Here is an 18,238-nt window from a genome sequence, read left to right on the forward strand (position 1 = left end):
CACTGACCAGTCAGTTCAAAAACTCAGGCAGGGGATGACCATGGGGGAATCCCAGGACGGCCTCGCCGTCACGGCCCGCGACCTCGGGCTGAAAGGGCCCCGCGGCTGGGCGTTCCGCGGGGTCACCGTCGAAACGGAACCCGGATCGCTGATCGCGATCGAGGGGCCCTCGGGCTCGGGGCGTACGAGCCTGCTGCTCGCCCTGACCGGGCGGATGAAGCCCACGGAGGGGACCGCGACCGTCGGCGGCTTCGAGCTGCCCAAGCGGATGGCGGCCCTGCGCCGCGCGAGCGCGCTCGCCCACGTCCCCGGCGTCACCGACCTCGACCCGGCGCTGACCGTCGGCGAGCACCTGCGCGAACGGGCCCTGCTGGAGCGGCGTTTCGGCGGCACCGTACGGGGGCTGCTGCGGTCGCGCGCCGAGCGCGAGTCGGAGGCGGTGCTGCGCGTCGACACCGCGCTGGCCGCCGCCGGTCTCGACCGGGAGGCGCTGCCGAAGGGGTCCCGGACCGCCGTACGCGACCTGGAACGCGTGGAGGCCCTGCGCCTGTCCATCGCCCTCGCTCTCGTCGGCCGCCCACGGCTGCTCGGCGTCGACGACACGGACCTCAAGCTCTCCGACGCCGAACGGGCCGAGGTCTGGGCTCTGTTGAGGTCCCTCACGGAGGCCGGGACGACGGTCGTGGCGGTGTGCAGCGAGGCCCCGGAAGGCGTGGCCACCGTATCGACCCGGGAAGCGCCGGTGACGCCCTACAAGGACGACAAGGACGACAACGGCGAGGTCGAGGACGAGGACGAGGACGACAAGGAGGAGAACGCCGATGCGCTCGCCGAAACTCGCGGCGCTTGAGCTCCGCCGCTTCGGCCGCGGCAAACTCCCGCGTGCCGCCCTGGTCGCGCTCCTGCTGCTGCCACTGCTGTACGGCGCCCTGTACCTGTGGTCCTTCTGGGACCCGTACGGCCGGCTGGACCGCATCCCCGTGGCGCTGGTGAACGACGACAAGGGCGCGACGGCAGACGGAAAGAAGATCCGCGCGGGCGACGACATCACCCACGGCCTGCGCGACAGCGAGACGTTCGACTGGCACGAGGTGAGTGCGGCTCAGGCACGCGCGGGCGTGGAGGACGGCACGTACTACCTGTCGCTGACCATGCCTGCCGACTTCAGTCGGCGCATCGCCTCCAGCTCGGGCGACTCCCCCGAGGCGGGCGCGCTGCAGGTGCGGACGAACGACGCCAACAACTACATCGTCGGGCAGATCTCCCGGACGGTCTTCAGCGAGGTGCGCACGGCGGCGTCCACGAAGGCGTCGCGGTCCTTCCTGGACAGGATCTTCGTCTCGTTCTCCGACATCCACGGCGAGACGGTGAAGGCGGCGGACGGGGCCGACAAGCTCAAGGGCGGCATCGGGAAGGCCGAGGAGGGCTCCAAGGACCTCGCGGACGGCCTGAAGGACGCCGAGGACGGCAGCGGCAAGCTCTCCAAGGGCCTGAAGAAGCTCAACAAGGGCGCGGGCGGCCTGGAGGACGGTTCGAAGAAGGTCGCGGAGGGCACCCAGGCCCTCGCCGACAAGGTCAACGGGATCGCCGGGAAGGCGGGGCCTTTCCTGAAGGACAACGAGAAGACGATCGGGGACACCGCCCAGTTCGTCGCCGACTCGGCCGGAACGATCCGCGACGACCTCGACACCCTGGTGAAGCAGGCTCCGGTCGCCGCCGACAACGCCCGCGCGGACTCCGACGACCTGAACGACGTCTACAAGGTGCGATGCTCCACCCCCGTGCTCCCCGACGCCGCCTGCTCCGACCTGAAGAAGGCGAAGGACGCGGCGGCCGACGTGGCCACCGTCGCCGAGGACCTCGACACGCTGGTCACCGACCATGACGAGGACCTGAAGAAGCTCGACACCCACCTCGAGACGCTCCAGAAGCAGGCCCAGGCGCTCGCCGACGACGCGCCCCACCTCTCCTCAGACCTCGACGACGCCGTCACCAAGGTCAACGACCTGAACGACGGCGCCAAGAAGGTCGCCGCGGGCGCGAAGAAGCTGCACACCGGTCTGGGCACCGCCAAGACCGGAGCGGTCGACCTGGACGAGGGCGTGGGCAAGCTCAAGACCGGCGCCGACGACCTCAACGGCGGCATGTTCAAGCTGGTCGACGGCTCCGGCAAGCTCGCCGGGGGCCTGCACGACGGAGCCGAGCAGATCCCGGACTACGACAAGAAGGACCGCGACCGGCGCACCTCCGTCATGGCCGACCCCGTTCAGCTCGCCTCCAGGGACCTGCACAAGGCGCCCAACTACGGCACCGGTTTCGCCCCGTACTTCATCCCGCTGTCCCTGTGGGTGGGCGCGATGGTGGCGTACATGCTGATCGCGCCGATGAACCGGCGGGCGCTCGCGACGGGCGCCTCGGCGTGGCGGATCGCCCTGGCGGGCTGGTTGCCGGTGGTGGCGGTCGGGGTGCTCCAGACGACGGCGCTGATGGCGGTGCTGCACTGGGCGGTCGGCCTGGAGATGGTGCGGGCGGCCGGGACGGTGGGCTTCCTGTTCCTGGTGACGGCGTGCTTCGCGGCGCTCGTGCAGTGGCTCAACGCCCGGTTCGGGGCGGCGGGCCGGATCCTGGTCCTCGCCCTGCTGATGCTCCAGCTGACATCCGCGGGCGGCACCTACCCCGTGCAGACCAGCCCGGGGTTCTTCAACGCGCTGCACCCCTTCCTGCCGATGAGTTACGTCGTCGACGCCCTGCGCAGGCTGATCACCGGCGGCGGTCTCGGCCCGGTGTGGACAGCGTGCGCGGTGCTGACCGCGTTCACCGCGGGCGCCCTCGCGCTGACCGCGCTGTCGGCGCGCCGCCGTCAGGTGTGGACGCTCGACCGGCTGCACCCGGAGCTGAGCCTGTGACCACGCGGATCTCCGGGGAGACGGTTGCTGTGACAATCAGGGCCATGGAAAGCAGCAGCACCACGTCGGGCGGCAGGTCGCGCCGTGAGGCCACCCGGCAGAAGCTCTACGAGGCGGCCGTCACCCTCATCGCCGAACAGGGCTTCTCCGCCACCACGGTGGACGAGATCGCCGAGCGGGCCGGCGTCGCGAAGGGCACCGTCTACTACAACTTCGCCAGCAAGTCAGTGCTCTTCGAGGAGCTGCTGCGGCACGGCGTGGGCCTCCTCACCGCGTCCCTGCGGGAGGCGGCCGAGCGGACGGCCCGCGAGGGCGGCACCAAGGTGGACGCCCTGGACGCGATGATCCGCGCGGGTCTCGTCTTCATCGACCGCTACCCGGCCTTCACGCAGCTGTACGTGGCCGAGCTGTGGCGCACCAACCGGGCCTGGCAGTCCACCCTCATGGTGGTCCGGCAGGAGGCGGTGGCGGTCGTCGAGGGCGTCCTGCGCGAGGGGATCGAAGGCGGTGAGTTCAGCGACGAGATCGACGTCCAGCTGACCGCGGCCGCGCTGGTCGGCATGGTCCTGGTGGCCGCCCTGGACTGGCAGGCGTTCCAGCCGGAGCGCTCCCTCGACGACGTCCACTCGGCGCTGTCCCGGCTGTTGCAGGGGCGGGTGAGCGGCAGGCACTGAAGTCGGGGCCCGGACATGCGAAAGCGCCGGTCCGCCGTGGCCACGTCCCCCGTGTGCCACCGCCGAACCGGCGCTTCCGCGTGCTCCCCCCGTTTCCCCTGTTCCCCCGATCCCCCGTTCGGTCGTTCCCCCGCGTTCCCCCCGTGCCTCGCTCCCGCCGAACGTGTCGGCGGAAGGAGCGGTCGAGGGCCGGCACCGTTCCGCCGCCCCGTGTCGGCGGTGCCGGAGCCGTGCCCCTTTCCGTGTCTCCACTCTCTCGTTCACGCAGGTCGGGACCCATCCGCGCGCGTACTCATCTCCATGCCTAGGTACGGATACTCAGACCTGCGCACGCGGGCCCACGACGCTCCCTCGCTGTATGGTCACGAGCACGTCCGCGCCACTACTCCCCCGCCCGGCCTCCGGCTCCGACCGGCCACCGACGGCCGGGGTGTCAGTGGCGGCCGATAAAGTCGCAGGCATGGCACGGATTGCGGTGATCGGCGCCGGGATGGGCGCGATGGCGGCCGCCGCCCGGCTGGCCGTCGCGGGCCACCGGGTGGCGGTGTACGAGCGGACGGAGACGTACGGCGGTGCGGTGCGCCGCTTCGAGCGGGACGGCTTCTCCTTCGACACCGGTCCCGGGCTGCTCCCGCTGCCCGCGGTCTACCGCGACCTGTTCGTGAAGACGGGCAAGGAGCCGCTGGAGGCGTGCGTCGAGCTGACCCAGGTCGACCCGTCGTCTCACCACGTCTTCGCCGACGGCACACAGGTGTCCCTGCCGAACGCCTCCCGCGCGGGTGCCGTCTCCGCCCTGGACGAGGCACTCGGGGCGGGCACCGGGCAGCGCTGGGGCGACTTCCTGGTCCGGGCCCGCGAGACCTGGGACCGCACGCGCCGGCCGCTCCTGGAGGAGCCATTGTGGCCGAACTGGTCGGTGCTGGCCGAGCGCGAGCCCTACCCGTCGGTCCCGCACAAGAAGCTGCTGCGCACCCGCCGCGCCGGCACCCTGGCCGAGATCGGCGCCTGGGAACTGCGCGACTCCCGGCTCACCGCCCTGCTCGAGAGCCACGCGCTCGCGTACGGCCTGGACCCCCGTGTCGCCCCGGCGAGCGCGGCCGTGCTGCCGTACATGGAGTACGCCTTCGGCGTCTGGTACGTCCGCGGAGGCCTTCGGGAGCTGGCGCGCGCGGTGTACGAGCGGTGCGTGGCACGCAGGGTGGAGTTCGTGTTCGGCGCTGAGGTCACGCGGGTCCTGGAGAAGGACGGCCGGGCGGCGGGCGTGGAGCTCGCCGACGGGAGCGTGGCCGAGGCGGACTTCGTGGTCGCCGGCGTGGCCCCCGGCGCGCTGAGGACAGAGCCGGCCGCCCCGCGCGACGGCGAGGTTCCGCCGCAGCGGGGGCTGCCGAGTCGTCTGACGGTGCTGCTGGCGCTGCGCGGCGGGCGCCCGGAGGGGGTGGCCCACCGGACGGTGGTGCACGCGGAGGACCGGGAGGGCGAGCTGGAGAGCCTGTTCGGCACCCGTCCGGGACCGCCGGCGCACCCGACGGTCACGATCCTGCGGCCGGACGACGCGGGGGCGGCCCCGGACCCCGACCACGAGGCGATCACCCTCACCGCGCCGGTACCCGCCGAGCAGTCGGGCCAGAGCTACGACGATCAGGTCGGGCGTGTGATCACCACCGCCGAGCGCGCGATACCCGGCCTCCGCGCCCGCCTCCTCTGGCACGAGGTCCGCACCCCGGCCGACATCGCGGAGACGACCGGAGCGGAGGGCGGCGCGGTCCCGGCGCCCGCGCTGGCCGCGGCTGACGGCCGCCTGCTGCACCCGTCCAACAGCACTGGCCTGTCGGGCCTGTTCGCCGTAGGCGGCTGGTCGCACCCCGGCGGGGGTCTCCCCCACGCGGGCATGTCGGGCGCGCTGGTGTCCGGGCTGATCGTGGAGGGGCCGGACTTCCGGGGCTCTCAGTGAGGCCCCGGCCGAGCCCGGCGTGAAACACGGCCAGAGCAAGCCCGGCGGCTCTCACCGCCGACGGCTTCAGAACCGATACTGCTCGCCGAACCCGTTCCCCTGCTGCTGCCCGTCGCCCTGGTAGTACTGCTGCTCCGGCGGGAGTTCACCGCCGAGCGGGTCGTCGGTGTTGCGCTGCTGCGGGACCCAGACTCCGCCGGGCGCGGTCTCGCCGTAGCCGCCGGTGGCGTACTGGTCCTGCTCCTGCCCGTAGCCCTGCTGGCCGTACTGCTGCTGGCCGTAGCCGGTGTCGTACGAGCCGCCGTAGGACTGGCCGCCGATGTACGGGTCGGAGTAGGCGGCGTACTGCTGCTGGCCGTTCGTGTCGTAGCCGTACTGCTGGCCGTAGGGAGAGTAGCCGTCGTACGAATAGGACTGGTCGGCCGTCGCGTACTGGTCCTGGGGCTGGTTCGCGGTCGCGGACGACGAGTCCGTGCCGTAGCCGGCGGAGTCGCTGTATATGCCGTACGCACTGGTGTCGTCCGGCATCGGCTGCGGCTCGTAGACGGTGGTGGCCTCGGCGGCCGCGGCGGGGCGGGCGGGCGTGAACACGTCGTCGCGGTCGTAGTCGTCGTCGTAGGAGGCCTTGTCCCGGCCGTACGACCCGCTGTCGGCGCCGTAGGCACCGTCGCCTTCGGAGCCGTAGCCGGTGCCTGCGGCCTCCAGGCCGGAGACCTCGAGGGTCGGTTCCTGGCGCTCCGCCTTGCCTCGGCGGCGCTTGGTGCCGTCGGCGCCGGGACGGCTGACGGCCCAGCCGGCCGCGAAGCCGCGGCGGAACGACAGCGTGACGTAGGTCTGGCCGACCGCGAAGGCGATCGCGCCCAGCCCGATGACGATGACCGACGGGATCAGCACGCCGAGCACGACGCCGACGAAGCCGACGAAGGCGAGCAGCCGCCAGCGAAGCCGTGCCTTGTACTGCAGCAGGACCTCACCGAGCAGCCACAGTGCGACGATGCCGAACGCGATGTAGAGGACCGTCCAGCCCATGTACGCCCCTCTCAGAGTGGCCGCTACGCAGTGTGTCGTATGCGGTGCGACCGGTCTAGGCCTGCGGCGGGTGGTGCAGACCCAGGTTTTCGTGAATTTCCAACGTCGCCGTGGAGTTGTTGAGCGTGATGAAGTGCAGTCCGGGCACTCCCTCGGCCAACAGCCGAGCGCAGAACTCCGTCGCGAATTCGATGCCAATGGAGCGTACAGCGGACGGATCGTCTTTTGCTGTGAGGATCCGCTCTTTCAGCGCCGGCGGGAAGGCGGCGTTGGTGAGCGACGGCACACGCTGCAGCGTCTTCACGCTGGCGATCGGCATGACCTCGGGAATGATCGGGGTGTCGCAGCCGGCCGCCGCCACCCGGTCCCGCAGTCGCAGGTAGTCCTCGGGCTGGAAGAACATCTGCGTGATGGCGTAGTCCGCGCCCGCGCGGCACTTGTCGACGAAGTGACTGACATCGGTGTCCCACTCGGTGGAGCGGGGGTGCATCGCGGGGAAGGCCGCGACCCCCACGCAGAAGTCACCGGAGGTCTTGATGAGTTCGACGAGCTCGGCGGCGTACTTCAGGCCCTGCGGGTGGGGCACCCACTCGCCCATGGGGTCGCCCGGCGGGTCGCCGCGCAGGGCCAGCATGTTGCGGATCCCCGCGTCGGCGTACTGGCCGATGATGTTGCGCAGGTCGGCGACGGAGTGGTCGACCGCGGTGAGGTGGGCGATCGGCGTGAGGGTGGTGTCCGAGGCGATGGCCTCGGTCGCCTTGACGGTGCCCGCACGGGTGGAGCCGCCCGCGCCGTAGGTCACGGAGACGAAGTCGGGCGCCACGGCCTCGACGCGGCGCAGCGCGTTCCACAGGTTCCGCTCGCCCTTCGCGGTCTTCGGGGCGTAGAACTCGAAGGACAACGTCGTTTTTCCGGTCGCGAGCATGTCACGAACCGTGCGCGCGTGGTCCGTCCTGGTGGATGCGGTTCCGAGGGCCATACCGGCAGGTTAGTCAGGGGGCGGCGGTCCCCCAACCGGATGTTGGGAATTTGCCCGCTTTGTCGGCTTGTTGTCCACCCCTCGGACAAACAGCCGGGTCCGAACAGCCAGGACTGCCGAAGGCTCACGGCTGCCGAAGGCTCACGGCTGCCGGAGCCGCTTGGCGAACTCGCTCGCGGCGGCCCCCGGGTCGTCAGCCTCCGTGAGCGCGCGGACGACGACCACGCGCCGGGCGCCCGCCTCCAGCACCTCGTCGAGGTTGCCCAGGTCGATGCCACCGATGGCGAACCAGGGGCGGTCGGTGCCCAGGGCGGCCGTGTGGCGGACCAGGCCGAGGCCGGGGGCGGGACGGCCGGGCTTGGTGGGGGTCGGCCAGCACGGGCCGGTGCAGAAGTAGTCCACGCCCTCCTGCACGGCGGCCTCGGCGGCCTCCGACTCGGCGTGCGTGGAGCGGCCTATGAGCACGTCGGCGCCGAGGATGGCGCGGGCGGCGGGCACCGGGAGGTCGCCCTGGCCGAGGTGCAGTACGTCCGCGGTGGCGGCGTGGGCGAGGTCCGCGCGGTCGTTGACCGCGAGCAGCTTGCCGTGCCGGGCGCAGGCCTCGGCGAAGACCTCAAGGTGCTCCAGCTCCTCGCCGGCCTCCATGCCCTTGTCGCGCAGCTGCACGATGTCGACACCGCCGGCCAGGACCGCGTCCAGGAACTCCGGCAGGTCGCCCTGGCGCTTCCGGGCGTCCGTGCACAGGTAGAGACGGGCGTCGGCGAGCCGGGCGCGGGTGGTGTCGGGCATGCGTGTGTCCCCCGTGGTGTGGCGTACGGGCCCGCGGGCCCGTACGCCGGGTGGTTGTTCGGATCAGCAGGTCAGACGGCGAGCGCCTGGGCGCGGCGCTTCACCTCCGTGCCGCGATTCTCGCTCAGGGCCTGCGCCGGGGTGCCTGGCAGGGTCGGGTCGGGGGTGAAGAGCCACTCCAGCATCTCTTCGTCCGTGAAGCCGTCGTCCCGCAGGAGCGTCAGGGTGCCGGAGAGGCCCTTGACGACCTTGTCCTCGTCGATGAAGGCGGCGGGGACTTGCAGTGCGCGGTTCTCGCCACGGCGCACGGCGATCAGCTGGCCCTCCTTGACCAGCTGCCGCACACGCGTCACCTCGACGCCGAGCTTTTCGGCGATGTCGGGGAGGGTGAGCCAGGCGGGGACGAGAGCATCGATCTTTGCGTCAATCTCGGTCACGTCATCAAGACTGCCATCCCGGACTGACAGTGGGTAGCCGGGCACCGCCCTCCGGGGCATGAGCCCCCTCACCGCTACGCCGTCGCGGCCTTCAGCGGGCGCGCCGGGTCCGTCAGCAGCTCGGGGTTCATCGGCGTGCCCGACTCGATCAGCCGCCTGCCCTGGGCCAGGTCCCTCGGCCGGCCCACCGCCAGCAGGGCGACCAGGCGCGTCTCGCGAAGCCAGCAGACCGTCCAGGCCGGGCCGGAGGAATCACCGCGCCACAGGGTGGTGTCGGCGGACGGGTGGTGACCGGCGTACTGGACGAAGCGGCCGAACTGCTCGGACCAGAAGTAGGGCACCGGGTCGTAGACCGCCGGGGGCTCGCCGGAGGGGCCGCCGACGATGTTCGCGGCGACCGTGCGCGGGCCCTGGAGGGCGTTGTCCCAGTGGTGGACCAGCAGCCGCTCGCCGTAGCGCCTCGAGGGGAACGAGGCGCAGTCGCCGACCGCGTACACGTCCGGCGCGGAGGCGTGGAGCCCCTCGTCGGCCACGACCTCGCCGTGCGCGCCGAGCGCGATGCCGGAGCCGGCCAGCCAGGCCGTGGCGGGCCGGGCGCCGATGCCGACGACGACGGCACCAGCGGGCAGCCGCGTACCGTCGTCGAGCACCACCGCGCCGGGTTCGGCGCGCTCCACGCGTGCGTGCGTACGCAGCACCGCGCCGCTGTCGGCGTACCAGGCGGCCATGGGCGCGGCGACCTCGGCGGGCAGCGCGCCCGTGAGCGGCCGGTCCGCGGCCTCGACGACGGTCACCGCGCAGCCGGCCTCCAGCGCGGCCGTGGCGAACTCCGCGCCGATCCAGCCCGCGCCGACCACCACGACGTCGTGCCGGCGCGCGAGGACGGGCCGCAGTCGCTCGGCGTCGTCCAGGGTGCGCAGCAGATGCACACCGGGCACACCCTCCGTGCCCGGCAGCCGGATGGGCTCGGCTCCGCTCGCGAGGACGAGGACGTCGTACGGCACCGGCCCGGTGGTGGTGTCCAGTTCGTGGTCGTCTGGGCGCACGCCGAGCACCTCGCGCCCCAGGTGCAGCTCGATGCCGAGCGCCTCGAAGTCGACGTCGAAGGCGGAGCCCTCGGCCTTGCCGAGCAGGACGGCCTTGGACAGCGGCGGCCGGTCGTAGGGCTGGTGGGGCTCCGCGCCGATCAGCGTCACCGTGCCGGTGAAGCCCTGCTCCCGCAGGGCGACCGCGGTCTGCACCCCGGCCATGCCCGCGCCGACGACGACCACGCGCCGTCGCCCCGCCGTACCCCGCTCCTGCGTCTGCTCGCTCACCTGATCACCATAGACAACTGACCATTCGTCAGTCAGCCGTCGGGTCAGCGGTCGGCTTCCGTGACCTGCTCCACCACGCTCGTGCCCCGACCGGTCTGCGACTCCCACGCCCAGGTCTCCTCCAGGCGCACCCGGCCGTCGGGCAGCTCCACGACGGTGGACACACAGTGCCCCGACGACGTCGTCCCGTCGCGCTTCAACTGCACGTACCGGAAGTCCAGCCCGTCACCCTCACGCGTACCCACCAGATGCCCGCGCACGACATCGCCGCCCGCGTACTCGGCCCAGATCTCGCCGTCCTTCTCGTGGTACGTGAACCTGGTGCGCGTACCCACCTGACCTGGGGCCTGGTCGGCGACAGGGGCGAGGACGAGGCCGTCCAGCGAGCGAGGCATGACGTGAGGCTCCCTACAAGTGCGTTGCTCCGACGGCTAGGGTGGCCACGTTAAAGCACACGCGGGAGCCCGGCGCACCGGGCTGAGAGGGAGGCTGGCGGCCTCCGACCGTACGAACCTGATCCGGGTCATGCCGGCGAAGGGAGGGGCTGGACGCCCATGTCGCGTACGTCCGACACCTCAGACGTCCTGGTCGTCGGGGGCGGAATCATCGGTCTCGTCACCGCGTGGCGGGCGGCGCAACGCGGTTTCGCCACGGCCGTCGTGGACCCGGAGCCGGGCGGCGGTGCCGCGCAGGTGGCGGCCGGGATGCTGGCCGCGGTCACGGAACTGCACTACGGCGAGCAGACCCTGCTCGGCCTGAACCTGGAGTCGGCCCGCCGCTACCCCGACTTCGCGGCCGAGCTCACCGCACTCACCGGGCACGACCTCGGCTATCGCCGCAACGGCACCCTCGCCGTCGCGCTGGACGCCGACGACCGCGCCCACCTGCGCGAACTGCACGCCCTGCAACGACAGTCGGGGCTGGAGTCGGAGTGGCTGTCCGGGCGGGACTGCCGGCGCCTGGAACCGATGCTCGCGCCAGGGGTGCGCGGCGGGCTGCGGGTGGACGGCGACCACCAGATCGACCCGCGGCGGCTCGCCGGGGCGCTGGTGGCCGCGTGCGAGCGGGCCGGCGTGGTCTTCCACCGCGGCTGGGCCGACCGGCTCACCGTCGTACGGGAGCGGGCGGCCGGCGTCGTCACGCGCGCGGGTGTCGCCCTGGGCGCGGAGCAGGTGGTGCTCGCGGGCGGCAGCCTCAGCGGGCGGCTCGCGGGCGTCCCGGACGAGGTCCTGCCGCCGGTACGGCCCGTGAAGGGGCAGGTGCTGAGGCTGACCGTGCCGAAGCGGTACGCGCCGTTCCTGAGCCGGACCGTGCGCGCGATGGTCCGCGGCAGCCAGGTCTACCTGGTGCCGCGCGAGAACGGCGAGCTGGTCGTCGGCGCGACCAGTGAGGAGCTCGGCTGGGACACGACGGTGACCGCCGGCGGGGTGTACGAGCTGCTGCGCGACGCCCACGAGCTGGTGCCGGGCATCACGGAGCTGCCGTTGACGGAGACCCGCGCGGGGCTGCGTCCCGGCTCGCCCGACAACGCGCCGCTGCTCGGTCCGACGGGGCTGGCGGGACTGCTGCTGGCCACCGGGCACTACCGCAACGGCGTGCTGCTCACACCGGTCACCGGTGACGCCCTGGCGCATGCCCTGGTCACCGGTGACCTCCCCGACGAGGCCCGCCCCTTCACCGCCCGCCGCTTCGCCACCGCCGCACTCACGGAGCAGCCCGCATGAACACCCCCCTCACCGTCCCGGTCACCATCTCGGTCAACGGCGAGCGTCGCGAGGTCGCGCCGGGCACGGCCCTCGACACGCTCGTGAAGTCCCTCACCGCCGCGCCCTCCGGGGTGGCCGCGGCCCTCAACGAAACCGTCGTCCCGCGCGCGCAGTGGTCCGCCACGCCCCTCTCCGAGGGAGACCGCGTCGAAGTCCTCACCGCCGTCCAAGGAGGCTGAACCATGGCCGACGATCCCTTTGTCCTCGGTGGTACGTCCTTCACGTCCCGCCTGATCATGGGCACGGGCGGCGCGCCCAGCCTGGAGGTGCTGGAGCGCGCGCTGGTCGCGTCCGGGACCGAGCTGACGACCGTCGCGATGCGGCGGGTGAATCCCTCGGTGCACGGTTCGGTGCTGTCGGTGCTGGAGAAGCTCGGGATCCGGGTGCTGCCGAACACCGCGGGGTGCTTCACCGCAGGAGAGGCCGTACTGACCGCGCGGCTGGCGCGGGAGGCGCTGGGCACCGATCTGGTCAAGCTGGAGGTCATCGCCGACGAGCGGACGTTGCTGCCCGATCCGATCGAGCTGCTGGACGCGGCGGAGACGCTGGTCGACGACGGGTTCACCGTGTTGCCGTACACGAACGACGATCCGGTGCTGGCGCGGAAGCTGGAGGACGTGGGCTGCGCGGCGATCATGCCGCTCGGCTCGCCGATCGGCTCCGGGCTCGGGATCCGCAACCCGCACAACTTCCAGTTGATCGTGGAGCACGCGCGTGTGCCGGTGATTCTGGACGCGGGCGCCGGTACCGCCTCGGACGCGGCGTTGGCGATGGAGCTGGGCTGCGCGGGCGTGATGCTGGCGTCGGCGGTGACACGGGCACAGGAGCCGGAGCTGATGGCATCGGCGATGAAGCACGCCGTGGAGGCGGGGAGGCTGGCCCGGTTGGCGGGCCGGATTCCTCGCCGGCACTTCGCGGAGGCGTCGTCTCCGACGGAGGGGCTGGCGGCGTTGGATCCCGAGCGGCCCGCCTTCTAGTCGCCCGGTGCCGCACTCCCGTTGCGTCTCCCACCCACGCACATCTGTTTCCAGTCGGCCAAGAGGTGGGCTCCCACCCCCTCGTCTCTCGTGCGTAGAGCGCGTGGGTTGCGTCACAGGTCGGCTGCAGTCATGGTGCGATACGGGTGGAGCCGTAGGGGTGTCAGTTGTGGCTCGTACACTCGCCTGCGTGGATACGACCCTTCAGGACCCTCTCGTCGGGCAGGTGCTCGACGGCCGTTATCGCGTCGACGCGCGGATCGCGGTCGGTGGGATGGCCACGGTCTACCGGGCCCTGGACACCCGCCTCGACCGCGTCCTGGCGTTGAAGGTGATGCACCCGACCCTCGCGGCCGACGGCACGTTCGTCGAGCGGTTCATCCGGGAGGCGAAGTCGGTGGCCCGGCTCGCCCACCCCAACGTCGTGCAGGTCTTCGACCAGGGCGCCGACGGGTCGTACGTCTATCTCGCCATGGAGTACGTCGCCGGCTGCACCCTGCGCGACGTGCTGCGCGAGCGCGGGGCGCTGCAGCCGCGTGCCGCGCTGGACATCCTGGAGCCGGTGCTGGCCGCGCTCGGCGCCGCGCACCGCGCCGGGTTCGTGCACCGGGACATGAAGCCGGAGAACGTGCTGATCGGGGACGACGGCCGGGTCAAGGTCGCCGACTTCGGTCTCGTACGGTCCGTGGACACGGTCACCAGCACCACCGGCGCCGTACTCGGCACCGTCTCGTACCTCGCGCCCGAGCAGATCGAGAACCAGGGCACCGCCGACCCCCGCGTCGACGTGTACGCGTGCGGTGTCGTCTTCTACGAGATGCTGACCGGCGAGAAGCCACACGAGGCGGACTCCGCCGCCGTGGTGCTCTACAAGCACCTCCACGAGGACGTCCCGCCGCCGTCGACGACGGTGCCGGGCCTGCCGTACGAGCTGGACGAGCTGGTCGCCTCGGCGACCGCCCGCAATCCGGACGTGCGCCCGTACGACGCCGTGGCGCTCCTCGCGCAGACCCGTCAGGCGCGCGAGGCGCTGAGCGCGGACCAGCTGGACGCGCTGCCGCCGCAGGCCCTCGCCGCGGACCATGACAACGCGGACGACCGTACGAGCGTGATCCCGCGCTCGCTGACGGTGCCGCGGCTGCTGCCCGTCAACCCCGTCAACGAGGACGCCGAGCCCGAGGTGCACCGCACCAGCCGGCTGGAGTCCCCGCCGCCTCCTCCGCCGGCGCCTCGGCGACGGCTGCCCCGGCGCGGTGTCGTTTCGCTCGTCGCCGCCCTCCTGCTGGCCCTCGGCGTCGGCGCGGGCGTCTGGTACATCAACTCCGGGCAGTTCACCAAGGTCCCGCCGCTGCTGACGAAGACCGAGGCACAGGCGCGGGACCGGCTGGAGGGGGCCGGGCTGAACGTCGGCAAGGTCAGCCACTCCTACAGCGACACCGTCAAGCGCGGCACGATCATCAGCACCGACCCGGCGCCCGGCACCCGCATCCGCGACAACGACTCCGTGGCGCTCACCGTCTCCGACGGCCCGGAGACGGTGAACGTGCCCGATGTGAAGGGCGCCCGTCTGGCCAAGGCCAAGGCCCTGCTGAGGTCGGACGGGCTGGAGCCCGGCATGGTCACGGAGGCGTTCAGCGAGGACATCGACAAGGGCCTCGTGATCCGCACGAACCCCGCCTCCGGCACCGAGCGGCGAGCGGGCTCCGCGATCGCGATCGTCGTCAGCAAGGGCGCTCCCGTCGACGTCCCGGACGTCACCGGCCAGGACGTGGCGGACGCCAGGGCGGAGCTGGAGGAGGCCGGCCTGAAGGTGAAGGTCTCGTCCGAGACGGTCACGTCGGACGAGTTCGACAAGGGCCAGGTCGCCGCGCAGTCCCCGGACGTCGACAGCCGGGTGGCCGAGGGCGACACGGTGACGCTGACGGTCTCCAAGGGCCCGCAGATGATCGAGGTACCGGACGTGGTCGGCGACAGCGTCGACGACGCCAAGCAGCAACTGGAGTCCGCCGGCTTCCAGGTCAAGGAGGACCGCGGGCTGCTCGGCCTGTTCGGCGACACCGTCAAGAAGCAGTCCGTGGACGGCGGCGACACCGCGCCCAAGGGATCGACGATCACGATCACCATCAGGTGAGGGCGATCACGTTCAGCGGCGACGGGGCGGGCTGCACGGCATGACACCCTGAACGGGTGACAGACCAGCAGCACAGCCCCTCCCGCAACCCCGTCGGCGGCCATGTCCCCGTGGCCGGCGGACTGCACTCGGTGGGGCTGACGTACGCCCACGACCTCAAGGCGGAGACCGTGCAGGTCTTCGTCGCCAACCCGCGCGGCTGGGCCACGCCCACCGGTGATCCCCGACAGGACGAGGCGTTCCGGGAGACCTGCGCGGCCGAGTCGGTCCCGGCGTACGTGCACGCCCCGTACCTGATCAACTTCGGCTCGCACACCGAGGCGACCGTGGAGAAGTCCGTGGAGTCGCTGCGGCACTCCCTGCGCCGCGGGCGGGAGATCGGCGCGCTCGGCGTGGTCGTGCACACCGGGAGCGCCACCGGGGGCCGGGAGCGCTCGGTGGCACTGAAGCAGGTCAGGGAGTACCTGCTGCCGCTGCTCGACGAACTCACCCACGACGACGACCCGTTCCTGCTGCTGGAGTCCACCGCCGGGCAGGGCTCCTCGCTCTGTTCGCGGACCTGGGACTTCGGGCCGTACTTCGAGGCGCTGGACGCGCACCCGAAGCTGGGCGTCTGCCTGGACACCTGCCACATCTTCGCGGCCGGCCACGACCTGACCGGGCCGGACGGCATGCACCGGACGCTCGATCTGCTGGTGGAAACCGTCGGCGAGGGACGGCTGAAACTGATCCACGCCAACGACTCCAAGGACGTGGTGGGCGCCCACAAGGACCGCCACGAGAACATCGGCTCGGGGCACATAGGCGAGGATCCGTTCCGCGCGCTGATGACTCACCCGGCCACCGAGGGCGTGCCGCTGATCATCGAGACGCCCGGCGGCAAGGAAGGGCACGCGGCGGATGTGGAGCGGCTGAAGAAACTCAGGGACGGATAGCGCGGTACAGGAATACCCCATGGGGGTATCCGGTTGTTGCCTGACGCAGGAACCGACACCTGACCCAGGGGGCACCATGGAACACGAAGCGCACGCGGCACACGAAGCGCACGCGGCACACGGTCACCACCACGGGGCCCAGGCCACGGCCGGCACCTGGACCACGGCCGTCCAGGCGACCCTGCACTGCCTCACCGGCTGCGCCATCGGCGAGGTGCTCGGCATGGTCATCGGCACCGCGTTCGGCTGGGGCAACGTGCCCACCCTGATCCTGGCGATCGTCCTGGCGTTCTTCTTCGGTTACGCGCTCACCCTGCGCGGCGTCCTGAAGGCGGGTGTCGATCTGCGGGCGGCCGTCCGGGTGGCGCTGGCCGCGGACACGCTGTCCATCGCCGTGATGGAACTGGTCGACAACGGCGTGATCGTGCTGTGGCCGGGCGCCATGGACGCGGGACTGGGCGACGCCCTGTTCTGGGGTGCACTCGCGATCTCCCTGGCCATCGCCTTCGTGGCCACCACCCCGGTCAACAAGTGGATGATCGGCCGTGGCAAGGGCCACGCGGTGGTGCATCAATACCATCACTGAGCAGCGAGGACGTCGGGGCTCAGAGCTCGGGGCCGTCCCCGGGCTCCTCCTGGTAGGAGTAGCGCTGCTCCTTCCAGGGGTCGCCGACGTTGTGGTAGCCGCGCTCCTCCCAGAAGCCCCGGCGGTCGGCGGTCATGTACTCGACGCCGCGGACCCACTTGGGGCCCTTCCAGGCGTAGAGATGGGGAACGACCAGGCGGAGCGGGAAGCCGTGCTCGGCGGTGAGCAGTTCGCCGTCCTTGTGAGTGGCGAAGATGGTGCGCTCGGAGGCGAAGTCCGACAGGCGGAGGTTGGAGCTGAATCCGTACTCCGCCCACACCATCACATGGGTGACATCGGGGGCGGGTGGGGCGATCTCCAGGATCGTGTGGGCGGGGATTCCGCCCCACTCGGCGCCGAGCATGCTGAACTTCGTGACGCAGTGCAGATCGGCCACGACGGTGGTGTACGGCAGGGCCGTGAACTCCTCGTGGTTCCAGCAGCGCTTCTCACCGTCGGCGGTGGCACCGAAGACCCTGAACTCCCAGCGCTCGGGCCGGAACTTGGGCACCGGCCCGTAGTGCGTGACCGGCCAGCCCCGCTGCAGTCGCTGCCCCGGCGGAAGCTCGGACCGTGCCGCTTCTCCAGATTCGCGCTCCACCGGATGACCCATGTCTCCATCCTGACAGACCCCGGACGGTGCACATGACCGGCCATGTCCGGAAACGGGCAACAGCTACTAAGCCAGGACTTACTTACTAAGTATCCACTTACTGGACGATCTTCCACGCCGGTGGAATCATGCGCCCCGAAGCCTCCCCCAGCTGTTTCCCACGTGGAAGGAGCCCATGCGATGCAGGGCGACCCCGAGGTCATCGAGTTTCTCAACGAGCAGCTCACCGCCGAGCTCACCGCGATCAACCAGTACTTCCTGCACGCGAAGATGCAGGAGAACTTCGGCTGGACGAAGCTCGCGAAGTACACGCGGCACGAGTCGTTCGACGAGATGAAGCACGCCGAGGTGCTCACCGACCGGATCCTGTTCCTCGAGGGGCTGCCGAACTACCAGCGGCTGTTCCACGTGCGCGTCGGGCAGACGGTCCGGGAGATGTTCGAGGCCGACCGGCAGATCGAGGTGGAGGCGATCGACCGGCTCAGGCGGGGGATCAGGGTGATGCGCGAGAAGGGCGACGTCACCTCTGCGAACATCTTCGAGTCGATCCTCGCGGACGAGGAGCACCACATCGACTACCTCGACACCCAGCTGGAACTGCTGGAGAAGCTTGGCGAGGCCCTGTACATCGCACAGCTGATCGAGCAGCCGGAGAGCTAGGTACGGCTGAGAGGGGCCGGCCGGAGAGCTAGGCGGCCTCTTCCAGGCCGGATTCCCGACCGGAGATCTCCGCGAACACCCGCTTGCCCTCGTCGGCCGGCTCACGGCGCGGGCACGTGCCTCGGCCGAGGATCGCCTGGATGCGGCGGACGCAGGAGCCGCAGTCCGTCCCGGCCTTGCAGGCGGACGCGATCTGGCGGGGCGTGCAGGCGCCGTCGTCCACGTGCTTGAGGACCTGCGCTTCAGTCACTCCGAAGCAGCTGCAGACGTACACGCGGACTCACCTCCCACCGAGATCGATAAGGCTAACCTAACCTTACCCGGCGCTCAGAGACCGCAAAAGTGGAGTGGGGGGGGGGGGGGGGGGGGGGGGGGGGGGGGGGGGGGGGGGGGGGGGGGGGGGGGGTGGGGGGGGGGGTTGTGGTTGTCTTCTCCCCTCGTGAGGAGAGA

The 18,238-nt window shown here is 71.4% G+C and carries 19 protein-coding genes and 1 riboswitch; of the genes, 11 read left to right on the top strand and 8 right to left on the bottom strand.

Going from position 1 to position 18,238, the window contains the following annotated elements; translation table 11 throughout:
- The first annotated feature begins 40 nt into the window (after window positions 1–40).
- The 4 genes from AC067M_RS01165 to AC067M_RS01180 all read left to right on the top strand — a co-directional run bounded on the left by AC067M_RS01165 (window position 41) and on the right by AC067M_RS01180 (window position 5,531).
- Window positions 41–850 carry an ATP-binding cassette domain-containing protein gene (locus AC067M_RS01165; protein ID WP_478694863.1) on the top strand — a complete coding sequence of 270 codons (810 nt, stop codon included), beginning with the start codon at window positions 41–43 and terminating at the stop codon, window positions 848–850.
- Complete coding sequence (locus tag AC067M_RS01170) at window positions 822–2,906, top strand: YhgE/Pip family protein (protein ID WP_478694864.1); 2,085 nt, start codon at window positions 822–824, stop codon at window positions 2,904–2,906. The genes AC067M_RS01165 and AC067M_RS01170 overlap by 29 nt, the downstream gene beginning before the upstream one ends.
- Before the next feature lie 44 nt (window positions 2,907–2,950).
- Complete coding sequence (locus AC067M_RS01175; protein WP_478694865.1) at window positions 2,951–3,580, top strand: TetR/AcrR family transcriptional regulator; 630 nt, start codon at window positions 2,951–2,953, stop codon at window positions 3,578–3,580.
- A 460-nt stretch (window positions 3,581–4,040) separates the two neighbouring features.
- Window positions 4,041–5,531, top strand: coding sequence for a phytoene desaturase family protein (locus AC067M_RS01180; RefSeq protein ID WP_478694866.1), 1,491 nt, complete (start codon window positions 4,041–4,043; stop codon window positions 5,529–5,531).
- Window positions 5,532–5,597: 66 nt separating this feature from the next.
- On the opposite strand, the gene AC067M_RS01185 is transcribed toward AC067M_RS01180, so the two are convergent.
- The 6 genes from AC067M_RS01185 to AC067M_RS01210 form a co-directional block, all read right to left on the bottom strand.
- Window positions 5,598–6,560, bottom strand: coding sequence for an SCO2102 family sporulation regulator (locus AC067M_RS01185; protein WP_478694867.1), 963 nt, complete (start codon window positions 6,558–6,560; stop codon window positions 5,598–5,600).
- A 55-nt stretch (window positions 6,561–6,615) separates the two neighbouring features.
- Window positions 6,616–7,539 (bottom strand): methylenetetrahydrofolate reductase [NAD(P)H], encoded by a 924-nt coding sequence (gene metF, locus AC067M_RS01190; RefSeq protein WP_478694868.1) that lies wholly within the window; start codon window positions 7,537–7,539, stop codon window positions 6,616–6,618.
- 141 nt (window positions 7,540–7,680) lie between these two features.
- On the bottom strand, window positions 7,681–8,328 hold the full coding sequence (thiE, locus tag AC067M_RS01195; RefSeq protein WP_478694869.1) for a thiamine phosphate synthase: 648 nt from the start codon (window positions 8,326–8,328) through the stop codon (window positions 7,681–7,683).
- A gap of 71 nt (window positions 8,329–8,399) precedes the next feature.
- Window positions 8,400–8,765: an Rv2175c family DNA-binding protein gene (locus AC067M_RS01200; RefSeq protein ID WP_478694870.1), complete on the bottom strand. Its 366-nt coding sequence runs from the start codon at window positions 8,763–8,765 to the stop codon at window positions 8,400–8,402.
- 74 nt (window positions 8,766–8,839) lie between these two features.
- Complete coding sequence (locus tag AC067M_RS01205) at window positions 8,840–10,081, bottom strand: NAD(P)/FAD-dependent oxidoreductase (protein ID WP_478694871.1); 1,242 nt, start codon at window positions 10,079–10,081, stop codon at window positions 8,840–8,842.
- Between the two features lie 44 nt (window positions 10,082–10,125).
- On the bottom strand, window positions 10,126–10,476 hold the full coding sequence (locus AC067M_RS01210) for an avidin-fold protein (protein WP_478694872.1): 351 nt from the start codon (window positions 10,474–10,476) through the stop codon (window positions 10,126–10,128).
- A 51-nt stretch (window positions 10,477–10,527) separates the two neighbouring features.
- Window positions 10,528–10,638, top strand: a riboswitch (TPP riboswitch).
- On the opposite strand from AC067M_RS01210, the gene thiO reads away from it, so the two are divergent.
- The 6 genes from thiO to AC067M_RS01240 all read left to right on the top strand — a co-directional run bounded on the left by thiO (window position 10,636) and on the right by AC067M_RS01240 (window position 16,476).
- Complete coding sequence (gene thiO, locus AC067M_RS01215) at window positions 10,636–11,805, top strand: glycine oxidase ThiO (RefSeq protein WP_478694873.1); 1,170 nt, start codon at window positions 10,636–10,638, stop codon at window positions 11,803–11,805. (Overlaps the previous riboswitch by 3 nt.)
- Window positions 11,802–12,026: a sulfur carrier protein ThiS gene (gene thiS / locus AC067M_RS01220; RefSeq protein WP_478694874.1), complete on the top strand. Its 225-nt coding sequence runs from the start codon at window positions 11,802–11,804 to the stop codon at window positions 12,024–12,026. The genes thiO and thiS overlap by 4 nt, the downstream gene beginning before the upstream one ends.
- A gap of 3 nt (window positions 12,027–12,029) precedes the next feature.
- The gene (locus tag AC067M_RS01225) at window positions 12,030–12,824 is read left to right on the top strand and encodes a thiazole synthase (RefSeq protein ID WP_478694875.1); all 795 of its coding nucleotides are present in this window, start codon (window positions 12,030–12,032) and stop codon (window positions 12,822–12,824) included.
- A gap of 190 nt (window positions 12,825–13,014) precedes the next feature.
- Window positions 13,015–14,955, top strand: coding sequence for a Stk1 family PASTA domain-containing Ser/Thr kinase (gene pknB / locus AC067M_RS01230; RefSeq protein ID WP_478694876.1), 1,941 nt, complete (start codon window positions 13,015–13,017; stop codon window positions 14,953–14,955).
- Window positions 14,956–15,011: 56 nt separating this feature from the next.
- Window positions 15,012–15,890, top strand: a complete 879-nt coding sequence (locus AC067M_RS01235; protein WP_478694877.1) for a deoxyribonuclease IV — start codon at window positions 15,012–15,014, stop codon at window positions 15,888–15,890.
- 76 nt (window positions 15,891–15,966) lie between these two features.
- Window positions 15,967–16,476: a DUF4396 domain-containing protein gene (locus AC067M_RS01240; RefSeq protein ID WP_478694878.1), complete on the top strand. Its 510-nt coding sequence runs from the start codon at window positions 15,967–15,969 to the stop codon at window positions 16,474–16,476.
- Between the two features lie 19 nt (window positions 16,477–16,495).
- On the opposite strand, the gene AC067M_RS01245 is transcribed toward AC067M_RS01240, so the two are convergent.
- A complete protein-coding gene (locus AC067M_RS01245) occupies window positions 16,496–17,128 on the bottom strand; it encodes a sulfite oxidase-like oxidoreductase (RefSeq protein ID WP_478694879.1) in 633 nt (210 codons plus the stop codon).
- Between the two features lie 180 nt (window positions 17,129–17,308).
- On the opposite strand from AC067M_RS01245, the gene bfr reads away from it, so the two are divergent.
- Window positions 17,309–17,788: a bacterioferritin gene (bfr, locus tag AC067M_RS01250; RefSeq protein WP_133926893.1), complete on the top strand. Its 480-nt coding sequence runs from the start codon at window positions 17,309–17,311 to the stop codon at window positions 17,786–17,788.
- A gap of 28 nt (window positions 17,789–17,816) precedes the next feature.
- On the opposite strand, the gene AC067M_RS01255 is transcribed toward bfr, so the two are convergent.
- Window positions 17,817–18,062 (bottom strand): (2Fe-2S)-binding protein, encoded by a 246-nt coding sequence (locus AC067M_RS01255; protein ID WP_478694880.1) that lies wholly within the window; start codon window positions 18,060–18,062, stop codon window positions 17,817–17,819.
- Window positions 18,063–18,238: the final 176 nt, after the last annotated feature.

This window comes from Streptomyces sp. NPDC043427, from assembly GCF_056436655.1.

Coding starts and splice junctions, on each gene's coding strand:
- AC067M_RS01170 (WP_478694864.1), top strand. CDS start 822: ATGCGCTCGCCGAAACTCGCGGCGCTTGAGCTCCGCCGCTTCGGCCGC.
- bfr (WP_133926893.1), top strand. CDS start 17,309: ATGCAGGGCGACCCCGAGGTCATCGAGTTTCTCAACGAGCAGCTCACC.
- metF (WP_478694868.1), bottom strand. CDS start 7,539: ATGGCCCTCGGAACCGCATCCACCAGGACGGACCACGCGCGCACGGTT.
- AC067M_RS01240 (WP_478694878.1), top strand. CDS start 15,967: ATGGAACACGAAGCGCACGCGGCACACGAAGCGCACGCGGCACACGGT.
- thiS (WP_478694874.1), top strand. CDS start 11,802: ATGAACACCCCCCTCACCGTCCCGGTCACCATCTCGGTCAACGGCGAG.
- AC067M_RS01165 (WP_478694863.1), top strand. CDS start 41: ATGGGGGAATCCCAGGACGGCCTCGCCGTCACGGCCCGCGACCTCGGG.
- AC067M_RS01245 (WP_478694879.1), bottom strand. CDS start 17,128: ATGGGTCATCCGGTGGAGCGCGAATCTGGAGAAGCGGCACGGTCCGAG.
- AC067M_RS01225 (WP_478694875.1), top strand. CDS start 12,030: ATGGCCGACGATCCCTTTGTCCTCGGTGGTACGTCCTTCACGTCCCGC.
- AC067M_RS01185 (WP_478694867.1), bottom strand. CDS start 6,560: ATGGGCTGGACGGTCCTCTACATCGCGTTCGGCATCGTCGCACTGTGG.
- thiO (WP_478694873.1), top strand. CDS start 10,636: ATGTCGCGTACGTCCGACACCTCAGACGTCCTGGTCGTCGGGGGCGGA.
- AC067M_RS01175 (WP_478694865.1), top strand. CDS start 2,951: ATGGAAAGCAGCAGCACCACGTCGGGCGGCAGGTCGCGCCGTGAGGCC.
- thiE (WP_478694869.1), bottom strand. CDS start 8,328: ATGCCCGACACCACCCGCGCCCGGCTCGCCGACGCCCGTCTCTACCTG.
- AC067M_RS01180 (WP_478694866.1), top strand. CDS start 4,041: ATGGCACGGATTGCGGTGATCGGCGCCGGGATGGGCGCGATGGCGGCC.
- AC067M_RS01210 (WP_478694872.1), bottom strand. CDS start 10,476: ATGCCTCGCTCGCTGGACGGCCTCGTCCTCGCCCCTGTCGCCGACCAG.